The organism is Streptomyces sp. NPDC104309 (assembly GCF_055584025.1).
Genome location: NZ_JBVJMV010000040.1, coordinates 1 through 25,566, shown reverse-complemented (window position 1 = coordinate 25,566; position 25,566 = coordinate 1). Strand labels below are relative to the sequence as shown.

Here is a 25,566-nt window from a genome sequence, read left to right as displayed (position 1 = left end):
AGGACCGGTCCCATGCGTCGCCGTACCGAGCTGTTGCTGTGCATCACCGCCGTCGCCTCCGTTCTGCCGGGGCCGCTCGCGCACGCCGAGGGCGGCGGGCAGGTGGCCCTGCCGGGAATGCCCGAGCGCCTGGCCTCCGACCAGAAGTGCACCTCGCACAAGGGACGCGCCACCCCGGACGCGCCGTGGACCCGGCAGGCGCTGGCCCTGGACCTGGTGTGGCGGCTCTCGCAGGGCCGGGGGGTGACCGTCGCGGTCGTCGGCACGGGCGTGAGCGACTCCCCCGCCGTACTGGCGGGCCGGGTGGAGGCGCTCGGCGACGCGGACCGGGACTGTGTGGGCCGGGGCACCTTCCAGGCCGGTCTGGTCGCCGGGGCGGCGCGGGCGGGCCAGGGGTTCTCCGGCGTCGCGCCGCAGGCGACCGTTCTGGCGGTGCGGGGCACCGGCACCCGTGGCGAGCCGGACGCGAAGCGGCTGGCGGCCGGGGTCCGGGAAGCGGCCGAGGCCGGCGCGGACGTCATCACGGTGACGGCGCCGCTGGACGGAACCGACGGCGCGGTACGAGCCGCGATGGCCGTGGCCGTGCACGAGGACGCCCTCGTCGTCGTCCCGGCCGCGGCGGACAGTCTGCCGCAGGGGACGAGGCAGGCGCCGCCCGCGCCCGTGGCACCGCCGGGCGCGCTGGCGGTCCTGGACACCGGGCCGCAGGGCGGCCGGGCCGAGGATGCGCCGCGCTACCGGCGCGCCGACCTGTCGGCCCCCGGTGACGCGCTGGTCGGGCCGGGCCCCGTGGGCGACGGCAAATGGACGGGGTCGGGGTCGTCGCTGGCGGCGGCCGTGACGGCGGGCGCGGCGGCCCTGGTCCGCTCGTACCACCCGGACCTGACGGCGGCCCAGGTGCGGGCCCGGCTGCTCAGCACGGCCTACCCGGGAGACCTGCCCGCGCTGGATCCGTACGGCGCCGTGTCGGGCGTCACTCCGGCCGCCGCTCCGTCCCTCGCCGCGCACCTCGACCCGGTACGGCTTCCCGCACCGCCCGATACCGCCGGGGCCCGCTCCACCGCGTACCTGGTCGCGGCCGGGGCGGGCGGGACGATCCTGCTCGTCGCGTTCCTCGCGGTGGTCCTGCCGCGTGGCCGCGGTCGCCGCTGGCGGCCCGGACGGCTGGGCGCGGACGGCCCGCCCGCGCACTGAGCGACACATGCACGAGCGGCAGGTCTCAGTCCCGCTCGGGCGCTTCCGGCACGTCGGCGGGCAGCGCCGACCGGACGAGCGTGGTCTTGCGCCGGGCGATGCGCAGGGCCTGGCCGGGCGGCACGATGCGCGGCTTGACGCGGTCGGGGACGTAAGGGCTCGCAGAGAATCAAGGTGTTGCTTCCCGTGATGCGGCTCGTTGTTGTGATATGGGCATCTCCGAAGTGGTCTGTGGCCAACTCATTCTGAAGTTCGAGGTGTTGTTCCCTCATCTCGACGAGCGGCAGCGACGGCTGCTGATGGGGGCCGAGGCCCGGCTCCTGGGGCATGGCGGCATCCGGGCGGTCGCGCGGGCGGCCCAGGTCAGCGAGACAACAGTCCGCAAAGGTGTGGACGAGTTAGACGTCGGCAAGGAACCGCTGGGACGGGTACGTCGGCCCGGTGGTGGCCGCAAGAGGGCCGTGGACCTTGATCCGGGTCTGCGGTTGGCGCTGTTGGCGCTGGTGGAACCTGACGAGCGGGGCGATCCGATGTCGCCGCTGCGCTGGACGGTGAAGTCGACCAGGAGTCTCGCGGCCCAGCTCACCCGTCAAGGGCACCGGGTGAGCGCGGACACGGTCGGGGACCTGCTGCGTGAGGAAGGCTTCAGTCTGCAGGCCGGTGCCAAGACCATCGAGGGTAAGCAGCACCCGGACCGGGATGCCCAGTTCCGCTACATCAACGAACGGGCCAGACAGCATACCGACGCCGGCCAGCCGGTGATCAGCGTCGACACGAAGAAGAAGGAACTCGTCGGCGACTACAGGAATGCGGGCCACCAGTGGCGGCCGACCGGTGAACCGGTCCTGGTCAAGACGCACGACTTCCTGGACCGGCAGGGACCGGGCAAGGCGATTCCGTACGGGATCTATGACGTCGTCGCGAACAGAGGTTGGGTCAGTGTCGGCACTGATCACGACACCGCCGCGTTCGCCGTCGCCTCCATCCGCCGCTGGTGGCAGGCCCGCGGCCGGCACGACTATCCGGCCGCCACCCGCCTGCTGATCACCGCGGACGCGGGCGGCTCCAACGGCTACCGCACCCGCACATGGAAGACCGAACTCGCAGCCCTGGCCGTCGAGACGGGCCTGGACATCACGGTCTGCCACATGCCACCGGGCACCTCGAAGTGGAACAAGATCGAGCACCGGCTGTTCTCCCACATCTCCATGAACTGGCGCGGTCGCCCGCTGACCAGCCACGACGTCATCGTGAACAGCATCGCGGCGACCACCACCCGCGCCGGGCTGACCGTCCACGCCGAACTCGACCCAGGCACCTACGAAACCGGCATCAAGGTCACCGACAGCGACATCGATGCCCTACCCATGCGCCGGCACCGCTTCCACGGCGACTGGAACTACACCCTCCACCCTCAACCTCGCGACACCACCAGCACAGCCAGGGACTTGCGGCCAGCCAACCGCCCGTCCCCGCAGCCCAGCACCGGGTCTCTGCGCAACCCGGACCTGACCGGCATGCCCGAACCGGCGCTGGACGAACTCATCAACCAACTGACCCGGGATCTAAACGAGTTACGTGAGCAAGGACGGCTCCAGCAACGAGGAGGCGAGCGCCTCCGCGCTCGCGGCGCAGGGGCCAAGGACAAGCTGACCACCGCCGACAGAGTCCTGGCCACCGTGCTCTACCAGCGCAAACTCGGCACACGAGACCTGCTCGCCCAGCTCTTCGGAGTCAACGGCAGCACCCTCACCAGGGCCGTGCACCAGGTCCAGCCGCTCCTGGCCAAGCACGGCTACACCATTCCACCCTCGACAGCCAGGTTCCGGACGCCCACGGATGTCACCAGGTTCCTCGCGAACAGCAGCCCCACGGAGATCAAATCAGCATGTTGATTCTCTGCGAGCCCTAACGGCCTCGCCCACGATTGGCAGTGGGAGAAGGAGCGGTGTCCGGGGCCTTCGAATCCAAGGCGGAGGAGGGAGTCGGATGGGGCCTCCCCTGCTCGAACGCAGCCGAGAGCTTGGGGAAGGAGCGTCGGCGACTGACGACAACGCCGGAGGCGGAGGTCCCGGACACCGCGACGCCGCTGACAATCGCGGGCGAGGTCGTAACCCTCCGAGGGCGGGCAGGACATCGGCAGGGCCGGGGAGTCGGTCTCCTGGAACTCAGACCGACCGGCGAACGGGGGGCGCGTCGCGAGCGCGGACATCCTCACCGCCAAAACCCCGGAGGGCCCGCGTGACCGAACGGCAGCTATGGTCAACTCCGCATCTCGGTTGGATCATTGATGGAGGATCAGTGCAGCGCAGCGGTTTCAGCCGTCGGGGGGAGGCCGGGTGAGCGGGATCTCATCGCGTCTGCCTCGGTGGCTCGGGCGCCGTAGTGGCGGCGCCGGGGAGGGCGCTTCCGCGTCCGGGTCTGCCGCTCGGGGAACATCACGGGTGGCGGCGCCCCGGACGATGCTGGAGGAGCACGGTGAGAGATTCCTGCTGCGCTCATCCACCGACCGCCGCACCTCGGTCCGGGAGCTGGCCCGTAGCCTCCCCGCCGACCCGGAGCGGCCGGTCGTCGTGGTCGATGTCGCTCCGGAGGCGGCCGGCAACCTGGGCGAGGAACTGGGCGGCCTGCTCGCCAGGTTCCGCGACGAAAAGCGTTCCGCCGCCCGGCTGGTGATGTCCGGCGCGGCGGCCCGGGCCGGCGAGCGCAGCCCGCTGGCGCAGCGGCTCGCCGACGCCTGGGAGCTGGAGCTGGAGGCCCCCGACGCGGCTGCCGTCCTCATTCCCGGTGGCGGTCTGTACGTCGCCGAACCGGCCACCCCGGGGGGCGGCTGGTGGCGGTTCGGGCCGGGCGCCGAGCCCGAGGCGCTCGGCGCGCGCATCCCCGCGCCCCGTTGGCAGCGGGCGCTGGCCCGAGTGTCTCTTGGTGAGCTCGGCGCGTGCACGGTCCAGCAGATACCCGCCGGGCTGCTGGTGCGGCCGATGGGGACGGTCCCGCCGCGCCCCGGCGAGCTGGCGTTCGCGCCGGCCGTCCATCCGGACCGGCTGACCGTTCTGGTGGGTACGGCAGGCGACGGGCGAGTGCCGGTCGAGGACCTGGCGACGCTGCTCGCGGGGCTGCCCGCCGAACTGCGCCGGTCGGTCCGGCTCGCCCCGGGGCACGGGCGCGACCTGCTGCCGCTCGCCGAAGGCGTGGCCGACCTGCTCGGCACGGACGTCGAGGTCTGCACGGGACTGCCGCTCGCGGCCCCGGTGGGCGGCACGGGTGCCGCCCCCGCCCGGCATGCGGAAACCGTGCGGCTGACGTCGCCGGGGGGTGAGTGCACCTGGCCCGCCCTGCTCACGGCCGTGATCTGCTCGCCCGCCGAGGCCGACGGCCACCGCCCCTCCCCTCGACCGGCGCACTGGCTGCTGCCCGACGCCGCCGGGACGGCCGCTCCGAAGCCCGCGGCGCTGCGCCTGCCGGACGGCAGCTACGCCGTGGCGGTGCGGGCGGGACTCTGGCTCGGGGAGAAAGCCCTGCCGCCCGCCGCGTTCCGCGACCGGCCCGCCGAGGCCAGAGCCGTCCGTATCGAGGTGGACGCGGCACTGACCGGCGACGCCGACCGTCGGACCCAGCTCCTGGAGGCACTGTCCGGCCTGCTGAACGAACTGGACGACGAGATAAGCGAGTACGCGGAACTCGCCGCCCCCGACGGTGCGGGCGACGCAGCCGTGGCCGAGCTGCGCCGCTTCGCCGTACGGAGCGGCCTCACGTTCGCCGCGGCGGCAACCGGCTCAGTGACCGCCCCCGCACCTGCCCCTGCTGCCGCTCGGGAAGAGGTCTCCGGTGCACCTGAGGTGTCCGTGACGTCCGCTCACACGACGGCCGTCGAGTCCGGCGTACCCGCGCCTTCTGCTCCCGCGCCCACTGCTCCCGTGCCTTCTCCTCCCGCGACACGGCCGATGCCCCACCCACCGGTCTCCGCCGCTCCCGCCACGGAGTCGGCGGCCGCCGCGCGGTCCGCCTCCGCCACGCCCCCGTCTTCGCCCGCGGCCCGCGGCACACTCGGGGAGATGTCCGCCGCGCTCTCGCGCCCGGCGACGAGCAGCGCCCGGCCGTCGCCCCCGACTCAGGTCCGGGGCGAGGTGACGTCCGCCGTCACCGCTTCCAGCACGGCGGTGCCCGAGGGAACGCGGACGGCTCCCGTGGTGCCGGCTGTGCCTGCCGGACCACCTGTGACTCCCGCCCAGGAGCCGAACGCCGCTCATATCCCGGGCGGCGCCGCTCTCCCGTCCCCCACGCACACCCCCGCTGCCCCGTCGGCCCCGACCCGGCCCGCAGCGAATGCCGCAGCGGCCCCTGCGAGCGCCCGCACGGGCCGGCCTCGCGCCGCCGCGCCCGCCCCGGACGGATTCAGCAGCGACGCGGACCGGGCCGCGTTCCGGGAGCTGGCCTCGGCCGTCTGGGAGGAGCACAGCGGTCCGGTCAACCAGACACTCATACGGCTGCCCGGACTGCGCGGCCCGGCGGAAGCGGCGGCACGCGCCGACCTGGTCGCCGTGCACCTCTATCTCTCGTCGCCGTCCGACGGGCCCTTCGGCGCGCTCGCGCTGGCGGCCGACGGGGGTGCGGGCGAGCTCCGTCCGTACGCCGCCTGTCTGACCTCCGGGCTGAGCAGGCTTCCTGCCCTGCGCGGCACACTGATGCGCGCGGTACCCGGCCCGGACATCCCGGACGACCTCGTTCCCGGGGCGGTACTGCACTGCGACGCTCCGCTCGATGTCGTCCATCTCGAAGCGAAGAACGCTCCGGTGCCGCCGGCCGAGTACGTCCGGTACGCCGTCCGGCCCGTGACCGCGCGCCGCACGTCGGTGCTGGCGCGCGACGGGAACGGTGTGACGGCGCTGTTCGCCCCGGGCACCGAATTCTCCGTACTGGCCCGGCACGAGGCGGACGGTGACCTGCCCGCCCGGGTGCTGCTGGCCGAAGTACCCTCCGGCACGGGCCGGTTGCGGGAGCCCTCCGCCGAGGCCGTCGCCCGGCTGGACACGGCTGCCTGCCGCGTGACCGCGGCGACGGACCCGCGGTGGCCCGACCGCTGCACCGGCCCGTTCCGCTCCGTGCCGGACCGTCGCTGAACAGGTCGTCTCCGACCCTCCCTCCCCATCCTCCAGAGAGGCATGTCATGGCAACCAGCGAGTCCGTCCCGGCCGGCAAGAGCGCGGGCGCCCCCGGCTCACCGGTCCAGCGCGCGGCAGCACTTGCGGTACTGGCCGAGGAGCCGACCACGGGTCTGTTCCCGGCGGCAGCGCCCGCCTCAGCAGCGTCGTCGGCAGCGACGGCTGCCACGGCTGCCGCGTCGGCCGCCACCGCGGCAGCCGCCCCCGAGACCTCCCCCGGGGCCCGCGCGGAAGGAGAGGCCGCGGAGGAGAAGGAGACCTCGGCACAGGCAAAGACCGCGGCGCAGGAGGAGCAGAAGCCCCGGGCGGGGGCTGCTCCGGGGGTCGGCGCGGCGGCGGGCGCGCAGGCGGAGTCGGAAGCCGAAGCGGTAGCAGAAGCCGAAGCGGGCGAGAACCCGCAGGCGCAGGCGGAAGGGGCCCCGGAAGCGAAGGCGGAGGACCGGCCCGCCACCCGGCGCACCGCCGGTCTTCCCCTGGGACGCCCCGGCAAGCCCATGATCGCCGCGGCCGTGATCGGCGGTCTCGTCCTGATCGGTGTGCCGTTCCTGATATCAGGGCCGCACGAAAAGACCGGCCCCGTCCACGCCGGCGCCCCCGCCGGAAGCCCGATGGGTCCGGACCACTCCGGTCCCGGCCTCGTTCCGGGCGAACAGCAGGCGCCCGACTCCGGCAGCCTGAAGGACGGCCACAAGGGCACCGCCCACGGCGGCGGCACGTCGGACTCGACGGAACGCGGCGCGGGCACCGCCACCGGTGGCATCCATGAGGGCGGCACGGTGGCGCAGAACGGCCACTCCAAGACCGGCGACGCTCCAGGCGCTCCCGCCGCCCCGGACTCGAAGGGGACCGACCAGGGCGGCTCCCCCGAGACCGGAACCGAAAAGACCACCACGGACAAGAGTGGCACCGGCAACACGTCGGCCGGCACCGGCACCGGGCAGAAGGCCGCCCCGCAGTCGACCGTGGTCTATACCGGCGTGGCCGGTCATGGCTGCTCCACCCCTGCCGGCGGCGGCTTCCAGCAGGACGGCTACTACAGTGACGGCAGCAACGGCTGGTACACCCGCTCCTCCGGCGGCTGGACGGGCAACGGCTGCAACGGGAGCTACTCCGCCGTCCCCATGTCCGGCGACACCGACCAGGACCACGACGCCCGCGTCAAGTGGTGGTGGAATCCCGGCACGAAGGCCCGCACCTGCCAGATCTCCGTGTACATCCCGAACAGCAACACCATCCTGTACGTGGGCGGACACCCCACGAAGTACCACGTACTGGTGAACGCCAACGACCGTACGACCATGTACAACAGCTTCACGATCAACCAGGTGGCTCACCGGGGCCAGTGGGTGAACGCCGGCACTTTCGAGATGAAGGGCTCCACGATCGGTGTGAAGCTGCTCGACCGGGGTGACGACTGGTCCAAGGGCTGGGAAAAAGCCCACCACGCCGCCGCTCAGATGAAGGTGACCTGCCGGTCCTGACCCACATGGGCCGGCTTCTCACATGAGGCCGGCCCGGGTGACGAAGACGGCGATCACCACGACGAGGACCCAGCCCAGCACGGTCTCCAGCAGCTTCGGTCCGTCCCCGGGACCGCCGGTCCGCGCACGGCGGTGGGTGACAGGGGCGGTGGCGGATTCGGCGGCAGTCGCAGTCATGGCATCTCGCTCGGTCGGCGGTGGGCGTCCCCGAGGACCCGACCACAATGCCGGAAACACGGGCCCCGGCGGTAGAGACGTCCGTCACTGCCCGCCCGCAGCTTCGCGCCCGCCGACTGATCGCTTCGCCCTGGGTTCTGGAGACGCCTGTCTCGGGCCAGGGACTCCCCCTCCGTCCTCGACCGTGAGGAAGGCGGCTCGGATGATGCAGCCGGCGCGCGAGATCCCGGCGACGGCGCCGAGGCCGATGGTCCAGTCGTACTCGGCCGCCGCGTCGCGGATCATCGTCCAGCCCTGGTCGTGACAATGTGGCCGGCGCCGTCGGTGCCGATCTGGGTGCTCATCGGCTCGCCGCCGACGTGGGCGCTGATGGTCTCGAACATCGGGCCCAGAGCGGCGTAGGACTCGGCCGAGCCGCCGGGCATGATCGACGGGCCGTTCAGTGCGCCTTCTCCGCCGTAGGAGACGCCGGTGCCGACGAAGTGGATGCCCTTCTCGCGCAGGGCGTCCGGCGGCGGGCGTCGAGGAAGTGGGCGTTGCCGCCGTCGATGAGGATGTCGCCCGCTTCGAGGAGCGGGGCGAACTCGTCAGCCAAATCTCTGCGTGTTCGTGCCGGCCGAGCACCGGCCACTTCTTCGCCGGCACCGTCGTGCCGCTCAAGTGATCTCCCAGGTTCGTGGTTGCACCGGGGTTACGTAATCACCCTGGCAGATTCCACGTAACTTCTAAAATGATCAGGCGCCAGATGGGGGCAGAGCCAGCACCCTCCTGCTCCGCAAGCGCGTCCTCCTCGTAGTCCGCTCCCGTCGCCCGTCGCCCGGCGCAGCAGCCTCCCGAAAGCGATCCCTGGTCGATCACCAGCAACGAAGATCTCGTACGAGCCAGGAACTACACCCATCACCATCGCAGCTGTCGGCCTGATGACGGGCCCTCTACAGTGAGCCTTGAGCCACTGTGCGCCAGACCTCCGCTGCCAGATCCGGCATGTTGACGGTCTCCACTTCGGCGGCGAGTTCCCGGAGCTGCCCACTCGCCTCCTGGACGCCGTTCTTCAGGTCGATCACTGCGCACAGGACCTTGAAACGCATCTGGTCGCGATAGGTGAGCAGATGGACATCCTTCTCGGTCTGAGCCGTCAGTTCCGCAGCACGGCCGAGGTCGCCCTGGTGGTAGGCGAGCTTGGCTTTGAGGAAGAGCAGCTCCTGCCAATGCCGCAGAGGGCCGGTGACCTTCAACAGCGGCTCGACGCTGTCGAGGAAGGACTCGGCCTCGGAGAGTCGTAGCGGCACCGACTGCATGGACAGCGAGGCTGCGGCCAGCCGCAGCCTGATCCAGAGCAGGAGGTTGTCGCGGCTGTCGAGGGCATCCAGCGCCTCAAGCAGGAAGGCAAAGGCGCGGGTGTAGTTGCCCTGACGGGTGCTGACAGTGGCTGCGGTCCACAGAACCTCCGTATACAGGGTGCCCCTGGTGCGTTCCGGTGCGGCGCGGAGTTCGTCGACGATGTGGGCAGCCGCGGCGAGGTCGCCGAGCTCTGCCTCTGCGGACGCCAGAACATGCGACGGACACCCGAACTGCTCAAGGCCGGGGCCCGGGTGGTCGATCTCAGCGCTGACTTCCGGTTCGCCGACCCGCAGGCCTACCAGGCGGCGTACGGCGCCGAGCACACCGCCCCCGAGCTGCTGCCGGAAGCGGTGTACGGCGTCACCGAGTTCCACCGAGACCTGCTGCCCGAGGCCCGTCTGGTGGCCAACCCGGGCTGTTACGTCATCACGGCGCTGCTCGGCCTCGAACCGCTGCTGTCCGCTGGTTTCGCCGAGCCCGGCGCGCCGCTGCACATCGCGGCGGTCAACGGGACCACGGGCGCCGGCATCAAGCCGCGCACCGAGATCCTGCACGCCGAGGTCTTCGGGTCGATGCTGCCGTACAGCCTCCAGGGTCACCGGCACGCGCCCGAGCTGGAGGACCGGCTCTCCGGCCCGGCCGCTGGACCGGTCACCGTCGACCTCAGTACCGCGCACGGCCCCTTCGCCCGCGGCATCCATATCCAGGCGAGCGTCCGCATCAGGGAGGATCTGCGCGCGGAGCTCTCGCGCGAACTGCTCCTCACCCGCTACACCGAGCGCTACGGCACCGGCGCCGACGGCGAGTTCTTCGTCCGGGTCAACGCCGAACCCCGGCTCGGCGGCCTCACCGACAAGGACTACCGCAGATACCCGGGCGTCGCCGGTGTGGTCGGCTCCAACTTCTGTCACATCGGAGTGGACTACGACGCACGGCGCGGTATCGCCAAGGTCGTCTCCGTCAGCGACAACCTGGTCAACGGGGCGGCGGGCTCAGCCCTGCAGAACATGAACGTGATGCTCGGTCACGACGAGACGACCGGGCTGCGCACGTATGGCCTCTGACACCGGGTGGGGCGACCCGCTGGGCGGCGTGCCGCTGCTGAGCGCACGGCACATCACGTCGGGCGAACGCTGGGTCTTCTCGGCCGGGTTCAACGTGACTGCGGCCCTGACCAGCACCGGGCGGATCGACAGCGAGCTGGCCGACCTTCGGCGGCTCGCCGGGGCGGGCGCGCGGGTGGCCGTGCTGTCCCACCAGGGCAGTCACCGCGACGACACCGCGACCGCGCTGGACCATGTCGCCGACCATCTCTCCCGGCGGCTGGGCCGACCGGTGCGCTACGTCCCCGAGAACGCCTCGGACGCGGCGGTGCGGGCCGCCGAGGCGCTGGCGCCCGGCGAGGTCGCCGTGTTCGGCAACACCCGCCACCACGCCGGGGAGGAACGGGACGATCCCGAACTGGCCCGAAGGTTCGCGCTGCTGGGCGATGCGGTCGCCGTGGGCGGCTTCTCCAAGGCCCACCGTGCCCATGCCTCCAACACCGGTGTGCTGCGTCTGCTGCCGGGCCATGCAGCGGAGAGCCTGGTGACGGAGGTCCGGTTCCTCGCGCCCTGGGCGAAACCGGACGACGAGGTGTTCCGCGCGGCCGTGCTCGGCGGGCGCAAACCCGAGAAGACCCTGGTGGGCCTGGTCCACGCGATGCGCACCTGCGACCTGGTGGTGCCGGGCGGCGTGGTGCTCAACACGGTGCTGCGCGCCCTGGGCCACGAACTCGGCACCTCCGACCTGGGCAGCAAGCCCGACGCCTGCCTGGACGCCGTACGCGGTGTGCTGGACGCACCGGCGAAGGCGCGGCTCCACGTGCCCCGGACGGTGTGGGTGGCGCCGGTGGACGGACGGCGGATCGTGGGCGGGGCCCGGCCCTTCCCCGTCGGCGACGCAGTGCCGGCCGGGCACGCTGTCGTGGACTTCGAACTGGAGCCGTGGGCGGCCGAGTCGCTGGCCGGCGCCGGCTCCGCCGTGCTGGCCGGGACACCGTCCCGGTATCTCGACGGGCAGGTCAGGTCCGCGGACACCATCCTGTCCGCGCTGTCCCGCACGTCCGGACCGGCGCTGCTGCTCGGTGGCGACACGGTGGCCGAACTTCCCTGGTCGGGCCCGATATCGACGGGCGGCGGGTCGGCGCTGCAACTGCTCGCCACCGGGACGTGTGCGGTGCTGGACGCGCTGCGCGACAACGCCCGCCGCGGCGGGGCCGACGGCCACGACGGCGCCGACGACAACGTCTTGGATGGAGTGAATACATGAAGGTGGACCTCGACGTCCCCACCCACGTGGAGTTCGGCCGCGGCGAGCTGGACCGGGCCGGGACGCACGCCTGCGCGCTCGGCACGCACGCGCTTGTCGTCACCGGGAGGAGCGCGGCACGGGCCCACGGCTATGTGGACCGGGTCGTGACGTCCCTGGAGTCCGCGGGAGTCCGCGCCACAGTCTTCGACCGGGTGTCGGCCAACCCGAGGTCCGACGAAGTGGACGAGGCGACCGCGCGGGCCCGCTCACAGGGCTGCGACCTCGTCGTCGGCCTCGGTGGCGGCAGCGCCCTGGACGCGGCCAAGGGAGTGAGCGTCACCGCGCCCTCCGGCGGCAGCGTGCGTGACCTCATCGGTGTGACGCTGGGCCGGCAGGCGCCCAGGCTGCCGCTGCTGGCCGTGCCCACGACGGCAGGCAGCGGCTCGGAGGTCACCAAGGGGGCGATCATCACGGACACGGTGCGCAACTTCAGGTCCGGCATCCGCGGTGACGCCGTCTTCCCGCGTACGGCGATCGTCGACCCCGATCTGATCGCGTCAGTGCCGCGCGAGGTCATGGCGGAGACCGTCTTCGACTCCTTCGCGCACGCCGTCGAGGGCTGCGTCGCCGCCCGCGCGGACGAGGCGAGCCGGGCCCGGGCGCACCAGGCGATCGAGCTGATCGCCACACATCTGCCGGCCGTGCTGAAGGGCGAGGACTCTCCCGAGGCGCGCGAGGCGCTGTGCAGGGCGGCTCTGCTGGGGGGTGTGAACGTCGCCAACGTCAGCACCTGCCTGCCGCACCGGCTGCAGCAGGCCATGGGCTCACTGCCTGGGCTGGGCCTCTCGCACGGCCGGGGCCTGGCGGTGCTGTACCCGAGCTGGCTGCGGCACACCGCGCCCCTGGTGCCTGACGAGTTCGCGGCGGTCGCCGAGCTGCTGGGCGGCGACACCGTCCACGACGCGGTGCGCGGGCTACTCGCCTCGGCGGGTCTGGCGGCCCGGCTGCGGGACTGCGGGGTGGCCAAGAACGACCTGGACCGGCTGGTCGAGGGCGTGACGGGCAATCTCGACAACGACCCGGCGGGCCAGGTCGACCGCGACTACCTGCTCACCCTCTACGCCGAGTCGTTCTGACGGGCGCGGCCGAGGCGGACACCGCTCAGCGGGCACCCAGCGAGGCGTCGTCCTGCAGGGCCACGGGGGCGGGAACGCCCCAGTCGGCCGGCGCCCGCCAGTCACGCCACTGCTCCCACCAGCACGCGCCACGCTCGACGAGGTCCACGACAGAGGCCGCCGCCGCACGCACGGCGTCCGCCTCCTCAACGTCGAAGCCGCCCGTGCGCACCCGCTCCTCGAAGTGCTCGACGTCCTTCCACCGGTACGGGGAGCCATCGCCGGGGATGATCAGGTCCAGCTCGTGGTCCAGGGTGTCGAACCCGCGATCCGTACGCACGAGGGGAGCCTGGAAGTTGACGTACCACTCCGACAGGACCGCGTCCTCCCAACGGCCCCAGACGGAATAGCCGTCCCCCGGGCGCTGCAGCTGAAGGACGCCGCTGGACTGCCACACGTGCTCGAACTCGATCCAGGGGTGCAGGCCCCAGCGGAAGTCGCCGCGCCCGAAGGTGAGCGGCGTGCCCTGGGCCAGGTACACGGCGAGCGCACGCTCGTCGTCAGCAGCGACCCGCACCGGGTACACCAGCCATTCGCGTCCGTCCAGGATCTCTCGCCGGATGATGACCTCACCCACGCGGAATCGTGACTCCATGACGCACCAGCTTAGTTGTCCCGGAAGTGTTGCCGGTCTTCGCCCTCCTGATACAGCCTGACCTTGTGCGATATCGACAAGAGGCTGCGCTGGCGCAGACGGGGACTGCCTGGTAACCCAAGGCGACAGGGGGAACGCGGATGCCTATGGACGGTGCAGCACGGGACACCGACAGCGGGGCAGCATTATGTGCTCTGATCTGGGAAAACGGAGTGTCGCTCCAGCTGTCGGCTGCGTCACTCGTCCGGGATGTAGCGTGTGGCGATATGCCGTTTCCCGATGAGCGCAGTCAGGTCGCCGTGGTTGAGTACTGTCCTCAGTGGCCGGCGGAGTTCGAGCTGCTTGCCGGGGTTTTGCGAGATGCGCTGGGCGACCTCGCGTTCGACGTCGACCACGTGGGATCCACGTCGGTACCGGGCCTGCCGGCCAAGGACTGCATCGATGTGCAGGTGCGGATGAGGTCGATCGACGAGGCGCGGGATGCACCGCTGCTCGCGGCGATCGGCTTCCGGTGCCGCCCCGAGCCGTGGAACCGCATCGAGGTCTCCGGCGGTCAGCAGTGCCGCAAACTCGTTTTCGCGCCGCCGATCGGCGCACGCTCGTGCAACGTCCACCTTCGGGAGAGCGGCGGGCCCAATGCCCGCTTCGCGCTGTTGTTCCGGGACTACTTGCGCGCGGACGATGCCGTCCGCCGGGCGTGGGGGGCATTCAAGCAGCGGCTGGCCTTGAGCGTGCCGGATCTGTTGGACTACGGGCAGATCAAGGCCCCCGCCACGGAGGTGCTGATGCGGGCGGCCGAACGATGGGCCGCCGAGACCGGCTGGAGCGCCGCGCGAGCAGCCTGACCGAGCTGCCGACGACCGTGCCCAAGTCGGCGACCGAGTGGCTCGGTCATCGGTGGGGGCCGGTGGGAAGACAGGTGCGGCCACCGATGATCTCAGCGTGGGCCACCGTGACCCTGACGAGCGGCGTGTCCATCCACGAGGTGTCTCGTTGGCTCGGGCATCGCTCGATCAAGGTCACGGTGGACCAGTACGGCCACCTCACGCAGGACGGCCAGGAACGCTGCTGGAGGCCAAGCGGGCCGAAGAGCAGGCCGAATCCGAACCTGGTCCAAGCGGTACCGGATGCCGCCCCTGGCGAGAACCGAGCGTGCCATCGCCTGGGGTGTGCGCTGTCGCCACCAAGTCCTGGCCTCCGCCTGCACCGTCCTGGTCCTCGAAGGCGAAACCACCGAGACGGAGTGGGAGGAGATCGAGGAAGCCGCCCGCACCATCACCCGCGCCGGGTGGTGGATCGACCAGCGCTCCTCCGAACCCGACGACCTCACCGAACTACTTCAAGCCGCCACAGAGGCCGACCGGCCCACCGAGAACCCCCACTTCTGACTGCCCGGTGTCCCGCTGCAGTGGGACACCGGCGTGAAGCGGCTACACAACATCACTTCACTGCTTTCCCCGCGCGTGCGGGGGTGGTCCCGTACTCTCACCTGTGGGTCCATCCCCGCATGCTGGGGGGGTAGTTACCTGTCCTGCCCGTTGCCGGGGGTGTCGCACAGCGCGTGGTCGACGAGCTTACTGGCGGCTTGCTCCTGCCGGAGTGCGTTGTCGGGCGAGTCACCCAGGGCGGTGGACATGGAGACGGTCACGGTGCGCCTGCCGTCGTCGGTGGCGCCGTTCAGGGTGATGTAGCCGCCGTCGCCTCCTTCGTGGCTCCAGTAGCTGCCGCCGCAGGACAGGGGCCGTTCGACCAGACCGAGGCCGTAGCGTCCGTGCGGCCAGAACGCCTGGATCTCCTTGTTGACCGGGACGGTGTCCCGCATCTCGGCCAGCCGTGCCCGGGGCAGCACCTTGCCGCCGAGCAGGGCCTGGAAGAAGCGGTTGACATCCGCAGTGGTGGAGACGTAGCTGCCGGGGTCGGGGAGGATCACCTCGGTGACGTCGACCCGTTCGCCGGAGGGGAAAACCTGGTAGCCGTTGGCGTGTGGAGGCCGGAGTGCAGGGGTGCTGCCCGGCAGGTAGGTGTGCTCCATGCCAAGCGGTTTCAGGACCCGGTCCTCAACCTCCTTATGCCAAGGGCGTTCTGTGACCTTCTCGATGATCATGTCGAGCAGGGCGTAGCCGGTGTTGGAGTAGCTCCACCCGGCGCCGGGTGGGAAGTCCGGGCGGTGCCTCATCGCCAGCGCGACGATCTGTTGGGGTGCGTAGGTGTCGTACCGGCGCTCGTAGTACTCCTGCGGGGTGGTGTAGCCGGGGAGGTCGTCGTCGTGGATGCCGCTGGTGTGCTGGAGGAGTTGGCGGATGGTGATCCGGCGTCCGTCATTGCTGTTGCCGTCCACCAAGCCGGGCAGCCGGCGGTCCACCGTGTCGTCGAGCGCCAGCTTGCCCTCGTCCACCAGTTGCAGGACCACGGTGGCCACGAGCGCCTTGCCGGTGCTGGCCATCCGGAAGCGGCCGTCGTGGGGCACCGGACGGTTCGTGCCAGCCTCGGCGACGCCGCTGGTGGCGACCAGGTCCTTGCCAGGGCCGGTGGTCACCCGTGCCTGGACGCCGGTGACCCCCAGTGCCTCGATGGCGTCGGTGTCCCGGCGCAGATCGTCTTGCCCGTATCCGGGCGCGGCCGAGTCGCGTGCGTGGGCCGACAATTGGACGGCAACGGCCGTGCCTGCAATGACGAGGACGGCCGCAACGGCAGCCGCCCACCGTTTGCCGGTGGGGCGGTGCCGCCGATCGGGCTGGTCGGACACGGGAGTGTCCGAGTGCGGCACGGCGCTCGGGCTTGTGAATCTCATGCCCACACGCTAGATAAGCATCCGATGGAGGGGCGCTACCGCAGGCACCCGGACGAAAGGTACAGCTGCCTGTAGTGCCGCAGGGTCGCCTGGTTGTCTAGGGTCAATCGCGTGGGGCCTCCCACGGTCCTCTTGCACGACAACGTGGGGCCTCCCACGGTCCTCTTGCACGACAAAGGGAAAGCGAGACAAGTGCTCGGCATACCCGGCGCGGCCCGCGCATGGTGGCTCAAGGCATGGCGCAGCGGGCATTACTTGCTGGCCACTTTGGTGTCCGCGGTGGTGGCGCTCGCTGCGGCACCCCTGCTGTGCCTTCCGTCGCTGGCGCAGCCCTGGACGGAGCAGCATCGCCGGCGCGCCGGGGCGCTGCTGGGGCGGTCGGTCGAGCCGCGCCCGCGCGCCGCCCGCCGCAACCTTGCGTGGCTCGTGACGCAGGTGGTCACCGGCCTGCCGTCGGGCGCCCTTGCCCTGGTCTGTCTGGGCTGCCTGTTTCTCACTCCCGTCGTTACGCTGTTGTGGTGGGCCTTTCCCACAGCGCCGTGGCTGCCAGTGGTCAGCGTTCGCATCACCGGCTGGGGCAGCGCGTTGCCGCTCGGGCTGGTGAATCTCGTGGTCCTGGCGGCACTGGCCGCCATCGCCCTCCCGCCGCTCGCCCGAGCGCACGCCCGGTGCTGCCTCGCGGTCCTGGCGCCATCGCCCGCGGAGCAACTGGGCGAACGCGTCACCGAACTCACCCGAACACGTACGGACGTCCTGCAGGCACACGGTGCGGAACTCCGGCGGATTGAACGGGATCTGCACGACGGCACCCAGGCCCGGCTCGTGGCCATCGCGATGCGGCTCGCCGTGGCCGGCGAAAGCCTCTCCGACCAACCCGACGCGGCCGCCGCTCTGGTGCGACAGGCCCACGCCGAGACCGAGGACGCGATGACCGAGCTGCGCTCCGTCATCAGCACCATCTATCCCCCGGTGCTGGCTGACCAGGGCCTCTCCGGCGCGCTCAGAACCCTGACCACCAGGGCCGGAGTGCCGACCCGCATCGACATCGGCCCGCTCGGTGAGATCCCCGCAGCGGTCGAAGCGGTCGTCTACTTCGCCGTCACCGAGGCACTGGCGAACATCGCCCGACACAGCCGGGCCACCCATGCCTCAGTTCGCGTGACCAGCAACGGCGCGCTGCTCTGCGCGCAGATCGCCGACAACGGGACCGGCGAGGCGGACGCCGCCCGAGGGTCCGGCCTGGACGGAATGCGCCGCCGCGCCGCCGCTCTGGACGGCACCATGAAGATCAGCAGCCCGCCAGGCGGGCCGACCACCATCACCGTGGAGCTTCCGTGCGCGTAGTGATCACCGAGGACAACGTCCTGCTGTCATCCGGGCTCGAGCTCCTGCTCAACTCCCAGGGCTTCGAGGTCGTCGAGATCGCGGCCGACGCCCTCGGCTTCCTCACCGCCGTCGAGACCCACCGGCCGGACGTCACCATCGTGGACGTGCGGCTGCCCCCGACCTTCCGCGACGAGGGCATCCGGGCCGCGGTCCAGGCCCGCCGCGACCATCCCGGACTTCCCGTCCTGGTCCTGTCGCAGTACGTGGAGCAGGAATACGCGGGCCGCCTCCTTGCCGACGCCCAAGGCGGCATCGGATACCTGCTCAAAGACCGCGTGAGCCGCATCGCGGAATTCACCGACGCGCTGCGCCGTGTGGCCGGCGGCGGCACCGCCATGGACCCCGAAGTCATCGCCCAACTCCTGGCACACGGCGATCCCGTCGATGCCCTGACCGCACGCGAGCGCGAGGTCCTCGCGCTGATGGCCGAGGGCCACGACAACGCGACCATCGCCCAACGGCTCGTCATCACCGACAACGCCGTCCACAAACACATCGGCAACGTCTTCCTCAAACTCGGCCTGTCGGCCGGCGACAGCGGCCACCGCCGCGTCCGCGCCGTCCTGGCCTACCTCCGCCGCCATGGCGATACCGCGCTCAACCCGACGACATCACACCCACCGACATGAATAGCGCAGTGCCCCCATGGAACAACTGCATCGTCCCTTCCGGACCAGCTCGACGGGCGCCCCGAGAGTTCATGGCAGCCCGTGCGTTGACATCGAGCTGGCTCCGGAAGCACCTCTCCCCGCGAGAGGTCACGCAGGACGCCGGGCACCGCTCCAGTCCTCGACCGACGACCTCCAGCGCGAAGACCACGCCGTCGACGGCGTCCACGCGTGTGGTGGGTTCTATGGACGTGTACTGGCAGCCGTGGTCGCACGGTGAACCAGCTTTCCGCTCTGGTCACCGACCCCTCAGCCGACTAACTTCGTTGGAAAGGACACCTGACCCCAACTACATCATCCGAACCTCGAACAGCTCCTAGAGATCGAGGTAACACCCCAGCTCAAGGGGTGCGACGTTCGAGATCCGGAAGAACCGGACGGTGGCTCAGGGGCGAAGGATCCTGGTCCGTGAGCGGGAGGAGTACGTCCGGCTCTGGCCGCCCACGCACAGCGCTCGACTGGGGAGCCCCAGCCGAGCGCCTGCATAGACTCTTCGCGGCCTGATCAAACCGACCACGTGTTGCAACTGCCCCTGGAACCCACCGAGTGTGCGGGGCCTTCCGCGGTCTTCATCCGGCGCAGCCCACCGGGGCGGCGAGCCGGTAGCGTCCGGACTCGCGGGCCAGGAGTCCGTCGTCGACGAGGGCGCGCCGCAGCGAGACGGCGTCCAGTGCGCCGCCCTCGCACCATGGCTGCAGGCGGTCGGTCACCGTCCGCTCGTCGTAGTCGTCGCCGGCGGCGAAGGTGCTCCCGGCGACGTGCCCGAGGACCGCGCGACGGGCGTCGGCGTCCTGCTCCGGCACGTTGACCAGGATGCCGCCGCGGATGTGGCCGCGCAATTGCGGGTCGGGCTGGTCGGCCGCCGTCTCCTCCGCCACACGCCGGGAGGCGGTCTCCGCGGCCGCGGCGAGGGCGTCGTCGTCCAGGGCCAGCGAGCCGCGCCCCTGGACGAGCAGTCCGCTGCGGACGAGCCGCCCGATGGCCGGGGCGGCCTGCGGTGCGCCGAGCCCCGAGACGGAGAGGATCTCCGCGGAGGTCGACGCGCCGAGGGCGGCCGCCGAGAAGACCCGGCGCAGCACCGGATCGGCCAGCTCGATGGCGAGTTGTTCGGGTGTCATGAGAGGGAACGCATCCTTTCTGAAGCCTGCCCGGCCCGTGTGCCCGGCAGGGGCCGGTTCCGTCAGGGGCTCAGCGGCCCTTCCGCTTGACCTTGATCTTGATCTTGGACAGGTCGGTGGAGACCGACCGGAGGTCGCGGTACTCGCCCCCGAGCTTGCGGATGGCGGCTGCGGCCAGTTCCTCGGCCCGGCCCAGCACGAGTTCCTCGGTGTCCTCCTCGGTCGCCGGGATGAGGACGCGGAAGGTGAAGGTGAGCAGGGCCGGCTCGTAGGTGACGGTGCCCTCCTCGGTGAACCGGGCCTTGAACAGGTCGTGCTCGCCCGCCTGGGCGATCAGGGACGCACGCTGTTCATCCGTGAGCTCGGCGAACTTGCCGTGTGTGATGACCTGATAGGTCGTACCGCTCATAACTGTGGTTCTCCAGGTGTGGATTCGTTCATCGGCCCGCGTTCCGCAGGCGCACACGGCGGAGTTGACCGTATGTCAGCCGATGACAGGTCAGCAGGTCGGCCCGGCGGCCGGGGTCGAGCACCCCCTTCGGCCGCCGAGGCTCACTTCTGCTCCGGCCGGTGCGTCCGGTGCGGCAGGAGGAACAGCAGGCCGGTGACGAGCACTAGGCCGCCGGCCGCCCAGTACAGAGCCTCGCTGTAGGTGGCGATGAAGGTCTTGGAGCGGATCTCGCCGAGGGTGGTGCCGATCGACTTGACGTCGGCGCCGGAGTCCTGACTGGTGCCCGGGGCGCTCGCGAGCAGCGTGGTGCAGCTCTCCGGCACCTTGGTCGGGTCGGCCTGGCCGAGCGAGTCGGTCGCGCAGCTGCGGATCGCCCCGGCCTGGGCAGGTGCCACCGCCTGGACGGTCGGGATGACCTTGTCGGCTTGCGGGCCCGCGTTGCTCGCCAGGGCGGAGAAGAAGACACCGCCGATGATCGCCACGCCGAGGGCCGCGCCGAGCTGACCGGTCGCGTTGATGATGCCGGACGCTGCGCCCGCCTCCTGCGGCTTGACTTCGCGCAGGATCAGACCGGTCAGCGGGGCCATCAGCAGACCTATGCCGGAGCCGAGCAGGAGCATGGACGGGACAGCGTGCCAGGAGGTGATGTCGCTCCCGGCGTGGTTCGCGACCCAGGCGTAGGAGGCGATGCCGAGCATCATCATCAGGGCGCCCGCCACCAGGGTGTACCGCCCGTACCTGGGGAAGAGCGTGCGCACCGCGATTGTGCCGACGATCGGGACCCCGAGCGAGAACGGTATCGCGGTCAGACCGGTGTGCAGCGCCGACCAGCCCAGGCCGCCCTGGAGGTAGAGCGTCCAGCTGAGGAAGAAGCCCGCCGGGACGGCGCTGAAGAGCATCTGCGCCGCGACGCCGGCGCCGAACGCGCGGACCTGGAACAGGGAGAGGATCACCAGCGGGGATCCGTCCTTGCGGGTCTTGTACCGCTCGTAGAAGACGAAGCCCACGATGACGGGCGCGGCGCCGAACAGGCAGGTGATGCTCCAGGCGGGCCAGTCGAGTTCACGGCCGAGCATGAGCGGCAGCATCAGCAGGAGCAGCCCGATGATCGCGAGCAGCATGCCGATCAGGTCCAGCCGCATCGCGTGCGGGGACTTCGACTCCTTCATCCACTTCGAGGCCCCGAGCAGGGCGGCCGCGCCGACCGGCAGGTTGACCACGAAGATGCTCCGCCAGCCGAGGTCGAACGGGCTCCAGTCGACCAGGGCGCCGCCGAGGATGGGGGCGGCGACGATGGCCAGACCGATCATGCCCGCGTACAGACTGACGACGCGGCCGATCTCCTGCGGGGCGAACGTGACGTGGATGATCGCCAGGACCTGCGGGACCATGATCGCGGCGGCCACACCTTGGAGGATGCGGGAGGCGACCAGCATCTCGGAGTTCTGCGCGGCCGCGCACAGGGCGGAGGCCACGACGAACCCGGCGACACCGGTCATGAACATCCGCTTGCGGCCGAAGATGTCGCCGAGCCTGCCACCGGTGATCAGGATGGCCGCGAAGGAGAGTGTGTAGCCGGCGGTCACCGCCTGGATGACGACGGCCGACGCACCGAGGTCGCCCTGGATGGCCGGGATCGCCACGGTCACGATGTTGACGTCCAGCAGGTCCATGAAGGTGGCGACCAGCAGAACGGCCAGCGCGAGCCACCGCTTCGGGTCCGGCGCGGGGGCGTCGGAGGCGACAGGCGGTCCGGCGGTCGGCTGCTTCGCCTGCCCTGCCTTGCTGCTCATGGGTTCTTCTCCGGCTTCTCGATCGCTGGAGTCCGACCCTTGGTGGTCGGACGCCCGGGGGACGGGCGGGAGGCTTCCTCGGCGGGCGCGGGGTTCCGGGAGAGCGCGCCCCACGAGCGCATCAGCAGCTCGATGGCGTTAGCGACGGTGTCGATGTCGCTGTCCTCGGGGGAGAGCACGCGCTGGATGGACAGGCCGTCGCCCAGCGAGTACATGACGAGGGCCAGGAACTCGACCGGGGCCGGGGGAGCCACCGAGCGGGCGGCGAAGCCCTGCTCCAGCGCCTGGGCGAGCGCGGCGCGCGAACGCCGCTCGCGGTCCGCGAGCACCGGCAGCAGCTCCGGGTCGCGCAGGCCGTAGAGCCAGAGCTCGGTGCGCAGGGCGAGCCAGCTGCCGAGAGTCTCGTCGCGTTGGCGGTACCAGGACCTCAGGTGCTCCATCAGGCTGTCGAACGACCCGGCGTCGAGGCTGAGCGCCTGCATCTCCTCCAGCTCACGCTGGGTGTGCTGGTCCAGCAGGGCCAGGACGAGCTCGTGCTTGCCCTCGAAGTTGCCGTAGAACGCGCCGCGGGTGTAGCCGGCGTGCTCGACGATCTGCTCGACCGAGGTGCCGTTGACGCCGTGCTCAGCGAAGAGTTCGGCCGCGGCCTGCAGCAGCTGCTCGCGGGTGAGTTCCCGGCTCTGCTGCCGGGTGAGTCGCCTGGTGATGGTGATCGCCTCCTGATGCGTCGTCGGATACGAGACTGTATCCAAATACAGGTCTGTATCTGAAATGGGTTTCCGTACGACGACGGGCTGCCGCCGGCTCCCAAGGGAGGCGGCGGCAGCCCGAGGACGACCGGCGGAACGAATCCCGAGGTCAGCGCACGTAGCGGCGCATCAGTCGGTCCAGTTCCGCGGCCGGGTCGGCGGCGATCCCGCCGTGAACCGACCGCAACGGAGTGGAACGCGACAACAGCCATGTATGTCGACATCGCCGCTGGCGCGAAGACGTCCCGGCCGGATCTCGACCCCGTCATTGCAGTTGCCTCGTGAGGGCGACCCCCTGAGGGCGACTCGCCTCGACCGACGCTCCCGCCCGGTGCCGCACCCGGTGACTCTCGGCGCCGAGTTGACACACCCCCGCGTCCTCGGTGTGCCGCGTCGGCCCCGCACCCCGCGCGGCGATCAACGGCCGGTTGGCGCGCTATGGTCCGCCGCTGGAGCGGCGAGTTCGGGCCCTGGCCTCCATGTCGGGGCCACCGTGCCGCGCCCGGCCACCAGGGCCGCTACCGTCTGGGTGGCCGCGACGACGACCATCAGCAGGAGCGGGGCCCTCCACCCGGAGCTGAGCGAGTGGAGGAGGCCGAAGACCACCGGCCCGACGGCCGCCAGCAGATAGCCGACGGACTGCGCCATCGCGGACAGCCCGCCGGCCGAGGCCGCGTCCTGGGCCCGCAGGCTGATGAACGCCAGGGCGAGCACCAGGCAGGCGCCGCCGCCGAGGCCGAGGACCACAGTCCACAGCAGTGCCCACCGAGGCTCCGCGAAGAGGCCGGTATAGCCGACCAGCAGGACCACGGAACAGGCCGTCGCCAACCCCCGCTGGTCCCGCGCCCAGCGCATCGCCCGGGGCACCGCCAGGCTGGTAAGCACGGCTACGACCTGGAACCAGAAGAGCAGCCAGCCGGCCGCTGCCGGGCTGACCCCGTTGTCCTGGAGAACCTGCGGCAGCCAGGTCACGACGACATAGAAGCCCAGTGACTGCAGTCCCATGAAGGCAGTGACCGCCCAGGCCAGTCCGGAGCTCCAGGGCAACTGCTGCCGGCTCCGCGCCAGCCCGGCCGACCCGGAAGTCCGCACCTGCGGCAGCCACACCAGCACCGACACCAGGACGAAGACCACCCAGAAGCCCAGCGCGGTGTGCCAGCCACCGGGAGCAGCCTCGGCGATCGGCACCGCCACTCCGGAGGCCAGAGCTGCCACCCCTCCCATCACCATGGCGTAGGCGCTGGTCAGCAGGCCGACCTTGGTCGGGAAGTCGCGCTTGATGAGGCTCGGCAGCAGTACGTTGCCCACCGCGATGCCCGCGCCGATCAGCACGGTGCCGATGAACAGGCCTGCCGCCGTGGGGATCCAGCGGACCGCGATGCCGATTGTCAGCACCACCAGCGCGCCGCCGAGGAGCCGTTCCTCCCCCCACCGCGCGGCCAGCCTTGGCACCAGCGGCGACAGAGCCGCGAACGCCAGCAGCGGCAGCGTGTTCAGCAGGCCTGCGGCGGCCGGAGCCAGGCCCAGGTCGGACTGCACGCGGTTCAAGAGTGGCCCGACACCGGTCAGACTCGCCCGAAGGTTGGCGGCCACCACCAGCAGCCCCCACACCAACAGCACTTGACCGGCGCGTCGCGTCGACGTGTTCTTCATGCCTTGAGCATCGGTCGGCGGGACGGCGGGTATCCAGATCCCCCTCAGGCCAGCCCCCGCAGGGCCACCCTCGGCTCCTCGCGATCGACAGCCGGGCCCCTACCCTCACGACGTGGGCACACCATTGGGCAACTTCATCCGAGCCAAGCGAGACGCCGTCCAACCGGGGCCCCTCGGGCTGCCGGAGCGGCAACGCCGCCGGTCGCCGGGGCTGCGCCGGCTGGACCTCGCCAACCGGGCCGACGTCAGCGTCGAGTACCTCGCCCGGATCGAGCAGGGCCGCGACCGCAACCCCTCACCGGCAGTGGTGAACGCGCTCGCCGACGCGCTGTGCCTGAACGCATCGGAGCGCAACCACCTGCGCTACCTCGCCAAGATCACCAGTGACTCCTGCGCGGTCGACATCAGGCCCGTGCCACCCTCCCGGCGGGTGCGCGCGCCCGTCCTGAGCACCCTCGAACTCCTCGAACCGGGCGTGGCGATCGTGTCCAACCGGCTGGGCGACGTGCTTGCCCACACCTCCGGCTACCAGGCGGTCACCGGCGGGACCGGGCTGCTCGATGCCGACCGTCCCAACCTCAACCACTACCTCTTCACCGACCCGCGGGCCCGGACCTTCTTCGCCGACTGGGACGATATCGCGGACGAGCAGACCTTTGACCTGTGGCAGGCGCCGTCCCTGGAGAACCTGGAGTGGCTCACCGCCGGCCTGACCCCCGTCGCCGGCGACGAGTTCACCCGCCGCCTGAATCGGGACATAATGCCGCGCCGTGGCATCCTCCGGCTCAATCACCCCGGCGGGCATCAGCTCCGGCTGCTCCGCGAGATCCTCGAACTGCCCGGCGACTCCCAGCAGCTCGTGATTTTCCTCCCCGAGGATGAGGCCACTGCCGAGGCCCTGAATCGACTCCCTCGCCGCCCCTTGGGCCGCCTCCGGTCTATTTCCTGACACCGGCACCCGCCCCGACCGAAAAACCGCCTCACCCCCGCACGCCTCCGCTGCGGGGCAACGGTGCGGCGCCCCTCGCCCATGCGGCCGCCGCCGACCTGAAGAGCGTCCCGGAGATACTTGGGCACTCCTCGATCACCATCACGGCGGACACGTACACGAGCCTGCTCCCCGAGGTGGGATCTCGCGATCGCCGAGGCCACCGCCCGCCGTGTTCCGCGCGCACGGGCACCTCGCTCCGTGCCGGATGGTGCTGATCGGTTGGGAGATATGTGGGGGACTGCTGCCCCGTCCACTCACGCAGCGCGCACGCAAACGGCCCCGGACGAGACGTTCGAGGCCGAGTAAGACTCCTGAGGGATAACCCCAGGTCAGAGCGGTAGCGCGTTGTGCCCCCGGCAGAATTCGGACCTGCGACACCCGCTTTAGGAGCGGGATCGAGTCCATGCCGAGCGGTTCTAGTAGGACTTTGTTACGACTCTGGGCAAGTGGCTGTTGGAGCGCGGTCAGATCCTCGCGATCGTCGGCGCGAACGGCTCGGGGAAATCCACACTCACCCGCCTGCTCACCGGCATCTACCTGGCGGACAAG

At 71.1% G+C, this 25,566-nt stretch carries 22 protein-coding genes and 2 pseudogenes; 13 read left to right on the top strand and 11 right to left on the bottom strand.

The window, feature by feature from the left end:
• Positions 1–12 precede the first annotated feature (12 nt).
• The 4 genes from ACZ68L_RS36740 to ACZ68L_RS36725 all read left to right on the top strand — a co-directional run bounded on the left by ACZ68L_RS36740 (position 13) and on the right by ACZ68L_RS36725 (position 7,837).
• Positions 13–1,194 (top strand): S8 family serine peptidase, encoded by a 1,182-nt coding sequence (locus ACZ68L_RS36740; RefSeq protein ID WP_469586323.1) that lies wholly within the window; start codon positions 13–15, stop codon positions 1,192–1,194.
• A gap of 209 nt (positions 1,195–1,403) precedes the next feature.
• The gene (locus tag ACZ68L_RS36735; RefSeq protein ID WP_469586320.1) at positions 1,404–3,089 is read left to right on the top strand and encodes an ISAzo13 family transposase; all 1,686 of its coding nucleotides are present in this window, start codon (positions 1,404–1,406) and stop codon (positions 3,087–3,089) included.
• Positions 3,090–3,638: 549 nt separating this feature from the next.
• Positions 3,639–6,314, top strand: a complete 2,676-nt coding sequence (locus ACZ68L_RS36730) for a hypothetical protein (protein WP_469586317.1) — start codon at positions 3,639–3,641, stop codon at positions 6,312–6,314.
• 47 nt (positions 6,315–6,361) lie between these two features.
• Positions 6,362–7,837, top strand: coding sequence for a hypothetical protein (locus ACZ68L_RS36725; RefSeq protein WP_469586315.1), 1,476 nt, complete (start codon positions 6,362–6,364; stop codon positions 7,835–7,837).
• An 18-nt stretch (positions 7,838–7,855) separates the two neighbouring features.
• Here ACZ68L_RS36725 and ACZ68L_RS36720 read toward each other — a convergent pair whose 3' ends face one another.
• The 4 genes and pseudogenes from ACZ68L_RS36720 to ACZ68L_RS36705 form a co-directional block, all read right to left on the bottom strand.
• Positions 7,856–8,014 carry an SCO1431 family membrane protein gene (locus ACZ68L_RS36720; protein ID WP_469586313.1) on the bottom strand — a complete coding sequence of 53 codons (159 nt, stop codon included), beginning with the start codon at positions 8,012–8,014 and terminating at the stop codon, positions 7,856–7,858.
• 84 nt (positions 8,015–8,098) lie between these two features.
• Positions 8,099–8,299 carry a hypothetical protein gene (locus ACZ68L_RS36715; RefSeq protein ID WP_469586310.1) on the bottom strand — a complete coding sequence of 67 codons (201 nt, stop codon included), beginning with the start codon at positions 8,297–8,299 and terminating at the stop codon, positions 8,099–8,101.
• A gap of 17 nt (positions 8,300–8,316) precedes the next feature.
• Positions 8,317–8,603 (bottom strand): annotated as a pseudogene (locus ACZ68L_RS36710) (NAD(P)-binding domain-containing protein); the annotation flags it as partial.
• A 343-nt stretch (positions 8,604–8,946) separates the two neighbouring features.
• Positions 8,947–9,312: a hypothetical protein gene (locus tag ACZ68L_RS36705; RefSeq protein ID WP_469586307.1), complete on the bottom strand. Its 366-nt coding sequence runs from the start codon at positions 9,310–9,312 to the stop codon at positions 8,947–8,949.
• 255 nt (positions 9,313–9,567) lie between these two features.
• Between ACZ68L_RS36705 and argC the strand changes: the two genes are divergently transcribed.
• From argC to ACZ68L_RS36690, 3 genes are read left to right on the top strand one after another with little or no spacing between them, the layout of a single operon-like run.
• Positions 9,568–10,419, top strand: a complete 852-nt coding sequence (gene argC / locus ACZ68L_RS36700) for an N-acetyl-gamma-glutamyl-phosphate reductase (protein ID WP_469586305.1) — start codon at positions 9,568–9,570, stop codon at positions 10,417–10,419.
• Positions 10,409–11,665, top strand: coding sequence for a phosphoglycerate kinase (gene pgk, locus ACZ68L_RS36695; RefSeq protein ID WP_469586302.1), 1,257 nt, complete (start codon positions 10,409–10,411; stop codon positions 11,663–11,665). The genes argC and pgk overlap by 11 nt, the downstream gene beginning before the upstream one ends.
• Entirely contained in the window at positions 11,662–12,783 is a 1,122-nt protein-coding gene (locus ACZ68L_RS36690; RefSeq protein ID WP_469586299.1) for an iron-containing alcohol dehydrogenase, read from the top strand. The genes pgk and ACZ68L_RS36690 overlap by 4 nt, the downstream gene beginning before the upstream one ends.
• A 25-nt stretch (positions 12,784–12,808) precedes the next feature.
• Here ACZ68L_RS36690 and ACZ68L_RS36685 read toward each other — a convergent pair whose 3' ends face one another.
• Positions 12,809–13,417 (bottom strand): DUF402 domain-containing protein, encoded by a 609-nt coding sequence (locus tag ACZ68L_RS36685; RefSeq protein WP_469586295.1) that lies wholly within the window; start codon positions 13,415–13,417, stop codon positions 12,809–12,811.
• Between the two features lie 266 nt (positions 13,418–13,683).
• Here ACZ68L_RS36685 and ACZ68L_RS36680 point away from each other — a divergent pair, with 266 nt between their 5' ends.
• Positions 13,684–14,262 carry a GrpB family protein gene (locus ACZ68L_RS36680; RefSeq protein WP_469586292.1) on the top strand — a complete coding sequence of 193 codons (579 nt, stop codon included), beginning with the start codon at positions 13,684–13,686 and terminating at the stop codon, positions 14,260–14,262.
• Positions 14,263–14,544: 282 nt separating this feature from the next.
• A complete protein-coding gene (locus ACZ68L_RS36675) occupies positions 14,545–14,805 on the top strand; it encodes a hypothetical protein (RefSeq protein ID WP_469586289.1) in 261 nt (86 codons plus the stop codon).
• 134 nt (positions 14,806–14,939) lie between these two features.
• Here ACZ68L_RS36675 and ACZ68L_RS36670 read toward each other — a convergent pair whose 3' ends face one another.
• Positions 14,940–16,208: a serine hydrolase domain-containing protein gene (locus tag ACZ68L_RS36670; protein ID WP_469586286.1), complete on the bottom strand. Its 1,269-nt coding sequence runs from the start codon at positions 16,206–16,208 to the stop codon at positions 14,940–14,942.
• Positions 16,209–16,400: 192 nt separating this feature from the next.
• Between ACZ68L_RS36670 and ACZ68L_RS36665 the strand changes: the two genes are divergently transcribed.
• Both ACZ68L_RS36665 and ACZ68L_RS36660 read left to right on the top strand, forming a co-directional pair.
• The gene (locus ACZ68L_RS36665) at positions 16,401–17,552 is read left to right on the top strand and encodes a sensor histidine kinase (RefSeq protein ID WP_469586284.1); all 1,152 of its coding nucleotides are present in this window, start codon (positions 16,401–16,403) and stop codon (positions 17,550–17,552) included.
• Positions 17,543–18,223 (top strand): response regulator transcription factor, encoded by a 681-nt coding sequence (locus ACZ68L_RS36660; protein ID WP_469586280.1) that lies wholly within the window; start codon positions 17,543–17,545, stop codon positions 18,221–18,223. The genes ACZ68L_RS36665 and ACZ68L_RS36660 overlap by 10 nt, the downstream gene beginning before the upstream one ends.
• A 608-nt stretch (positions 18,224–18,831) precedes the next feature.
• Here ACZ68L_RS36660 and ACZ68L_RS36655 read toward each other — a convergent pair.
• From ACZ68L_RS36655 to ACZ68L_RS36635, 5 genes are all read right to left on the bottom strand, one after another.
• Positions 18,832–19,380, bottom strand: a complete 549-nt coding sequence (locus ACZ68L_RS36655; protein ID WP_469586277.1) for a DUF2087 domain-containing protein — start codon at positions 19,378–19,380, stop codon at positions 18,832–18,834.
• A 70-nt stretch (positions 19,381–19,450) separates the two neighbouring features.
• The gene (locus ACZ68L_RS36650) at positions 19,451–19,789 is read right to left on the bottom strand and encodes a DUF6204 family protein (RefSeq protein ID WP_469586274.1); all 339 of its coding nucleotides are present in this window, start codon (positions 19,787–19,789) and stop codon (positions 19,451–19,453) included.
• Between the two features lie 143 nt (positions 19,790–19,932).
• Entirely contained in the window at positions 19,933–21,624 is a 1,692-nt protein-coding gene (locus ACZ68L_RS36645) for an MFS transporter (RefSeq protein ID WP_469586272.1), read from the bottom strand.
• Positions 21,621–22,376: a TetR/AcrR family transcriptional regulator gene (locus tag ACZ68L_RS36640; RefSeq protein WP_469586269.1), complete on the bottom strand. Its 756-nt coding sequence runs from the start codon at positions 22,374–22,376 to the stop codon at positions 21,621–21,623. The genes ACZ68L_RS36645 and ACZ68L_RS36640 overlap by 4 nt, the downstream gene beginning before the upstream one ends.
• Positions 22,377–22,790: 414 nt before the next feature.
• The gene (locus ACZ68L_RS36635) at positions 22,791–24,026 is read right to left on the bottom strand and encodes a CynX/NimT family MFS transporter (protein ID WP_469586266.1); all 1,236 of its coding nucleotides are present in this window, start codon (positions 24,024–24,026) and stop codon (positions 22,791–22,793) included.
• 112 nt (positions 24,027–24,138) lie between these two features.
• Here ACZ68L_RS36635 and ACZ68L_RS36630 point away from each other — a divergent pair, with 112 nt between their 5' ends.
• Both ACZ68L_RS36630 and ACZ68L_RS36625 read left to right on the top strand, forming a co-directional pair.
• Positions 24,139–24,975: a helix-turn-helix domain-containing protein gene (locus ACZ68L_RS36630; RefSeq protein WP_469586263.1), complete on the top strand. Its 837-nt coding sequence runs from the start codon at positions 24,139–24,141 to the stop codon at positions 24,973–24,975.
• Between the two features lie 495 nt (positions 24,976–25,470).
• Positions 25,471–25,566: pseudogene (locus tag ACZ68L_RS36625) on the top strand (ATP-binding cassette domain-containing protein); the annotation flags it as partial.

Coding starts and splice junctions, on each gene's coding strand:
- ACZ68L_RS36680 (WP_469586292.1), top strand. CDS start 13,684: ATGCCGTTTCCCGATGAGCGCAGTCAGGTCGCCGTGGTTGAGTACTGT.
- ACZ68L_RS36645 (WP_469586272.1), bottom strand. CDS start 21,624: ATGAGCAGCAAGGCAGGGCAGGCGAAGCAGCCGACCGCCGGACCGCCT.
- ACZ68L_RS36720 (WP_469586313.1), bottom strand. CDS start 8,014: ATGACTGCGACTGCCGCCGAATCCGCCACCGCCCCTGTCACCCACCGC.
- ACZ68L_RS36715 (WP_469586310.1), bottom strand. CDS start 8,299: ATGATCCGCGACGCGGCGGCCGAGTACGACTGGACCATCGGCCTCGGC.
- ACZ68L_RS36650 (WP_469586274.1), bottom strand. CDS start 19,789: ATGAGCGGTACGACCTATCAGGTCATCACACACGGCAAGTTCGCCGAG.
- ACZ68L_RS36675 (WP_469586289.1), top strand. CDS start 14,545: ATGCCGCCCCTGGCGAGAACCGAGCGTGCCATCGCCTGGGGTGTGCGC.
- pgk (WP_469586302.1), top strand. CDS start 10,409: ATGGCCTCTGACACCGGGTGGGGCGACCCGCTGGGCGGCGTGCCGCTG.
- ACZ68L_RS36690 (WP_469586299.1), top strand. CDS start 11,662: ATGAAGGTGGACCTCGACGTCCCCACCCACGTGGAGTTCGGCCGCGGC.
- ACZ68L_RS36635 (WP_469586266.1), bottom strand. CDS start 24,026: ATGAAGAACACGTCGACGCGACGCGCCGGTCAAGTGCTGTTGGTGTGG.
- ACZ68L_RS36670 (WP_469586286.1), bottom strand. CDS start 16,208: ATGAGATTCACAAGCCCGAGCGCCGTGCCGCACTCGGACACTCCCGTG.
- ACZ68L_RS36725 (WP_469586315.1), top strand. CDS start 6,362: ATGGCAACCAGCGAGTCCGTCCCGGCCGGCAAGAGCGCGGGCGCCCCC.
- ACZ68L_RS36735 (WP_469586320.1), top strand. CDS start 1,404: ATGGGCATCTCCGAAGTGGTCTGTGGCCAACTCATTCTGAAGTTCGAG.
- argC (WP_469586305.1), top strand. CDS start 9,568: ATGCGACGGACACCCGAACTGCTCAAGGCCGGGGCCCGGGTGGTCGAT.
- ACZ68L_RS36740 (WP_469586323.1), top strand. CDS start 13: ATGCGTCGCCGTACCGAGCTGTTGCTGTGCATCACCGCCGTCGCCTCC.
- ACZ68L_RS36685 (WP_469586295.1), bottom strand. CDS start 13,417: ATGGAGTCACGATTCCGCGTGGGTGAGGTCATCATCCGGCGAGAGATC.
- ACZ68L_RS36655 (WP_469586277.1), bottom strand. CDS start 19,380: ATGACACCCGAACAACTCGCCATCGAGCTGGCCGATCCGGTGCTGCGC.
- ACZ68L_RS36705 (WP_469586307.1), bottom strand. CDS start 9,312: ATGCAGTCGGTGCCGCTACGACTCTCCGAGGCCGAGTCCTTCCTCGAC.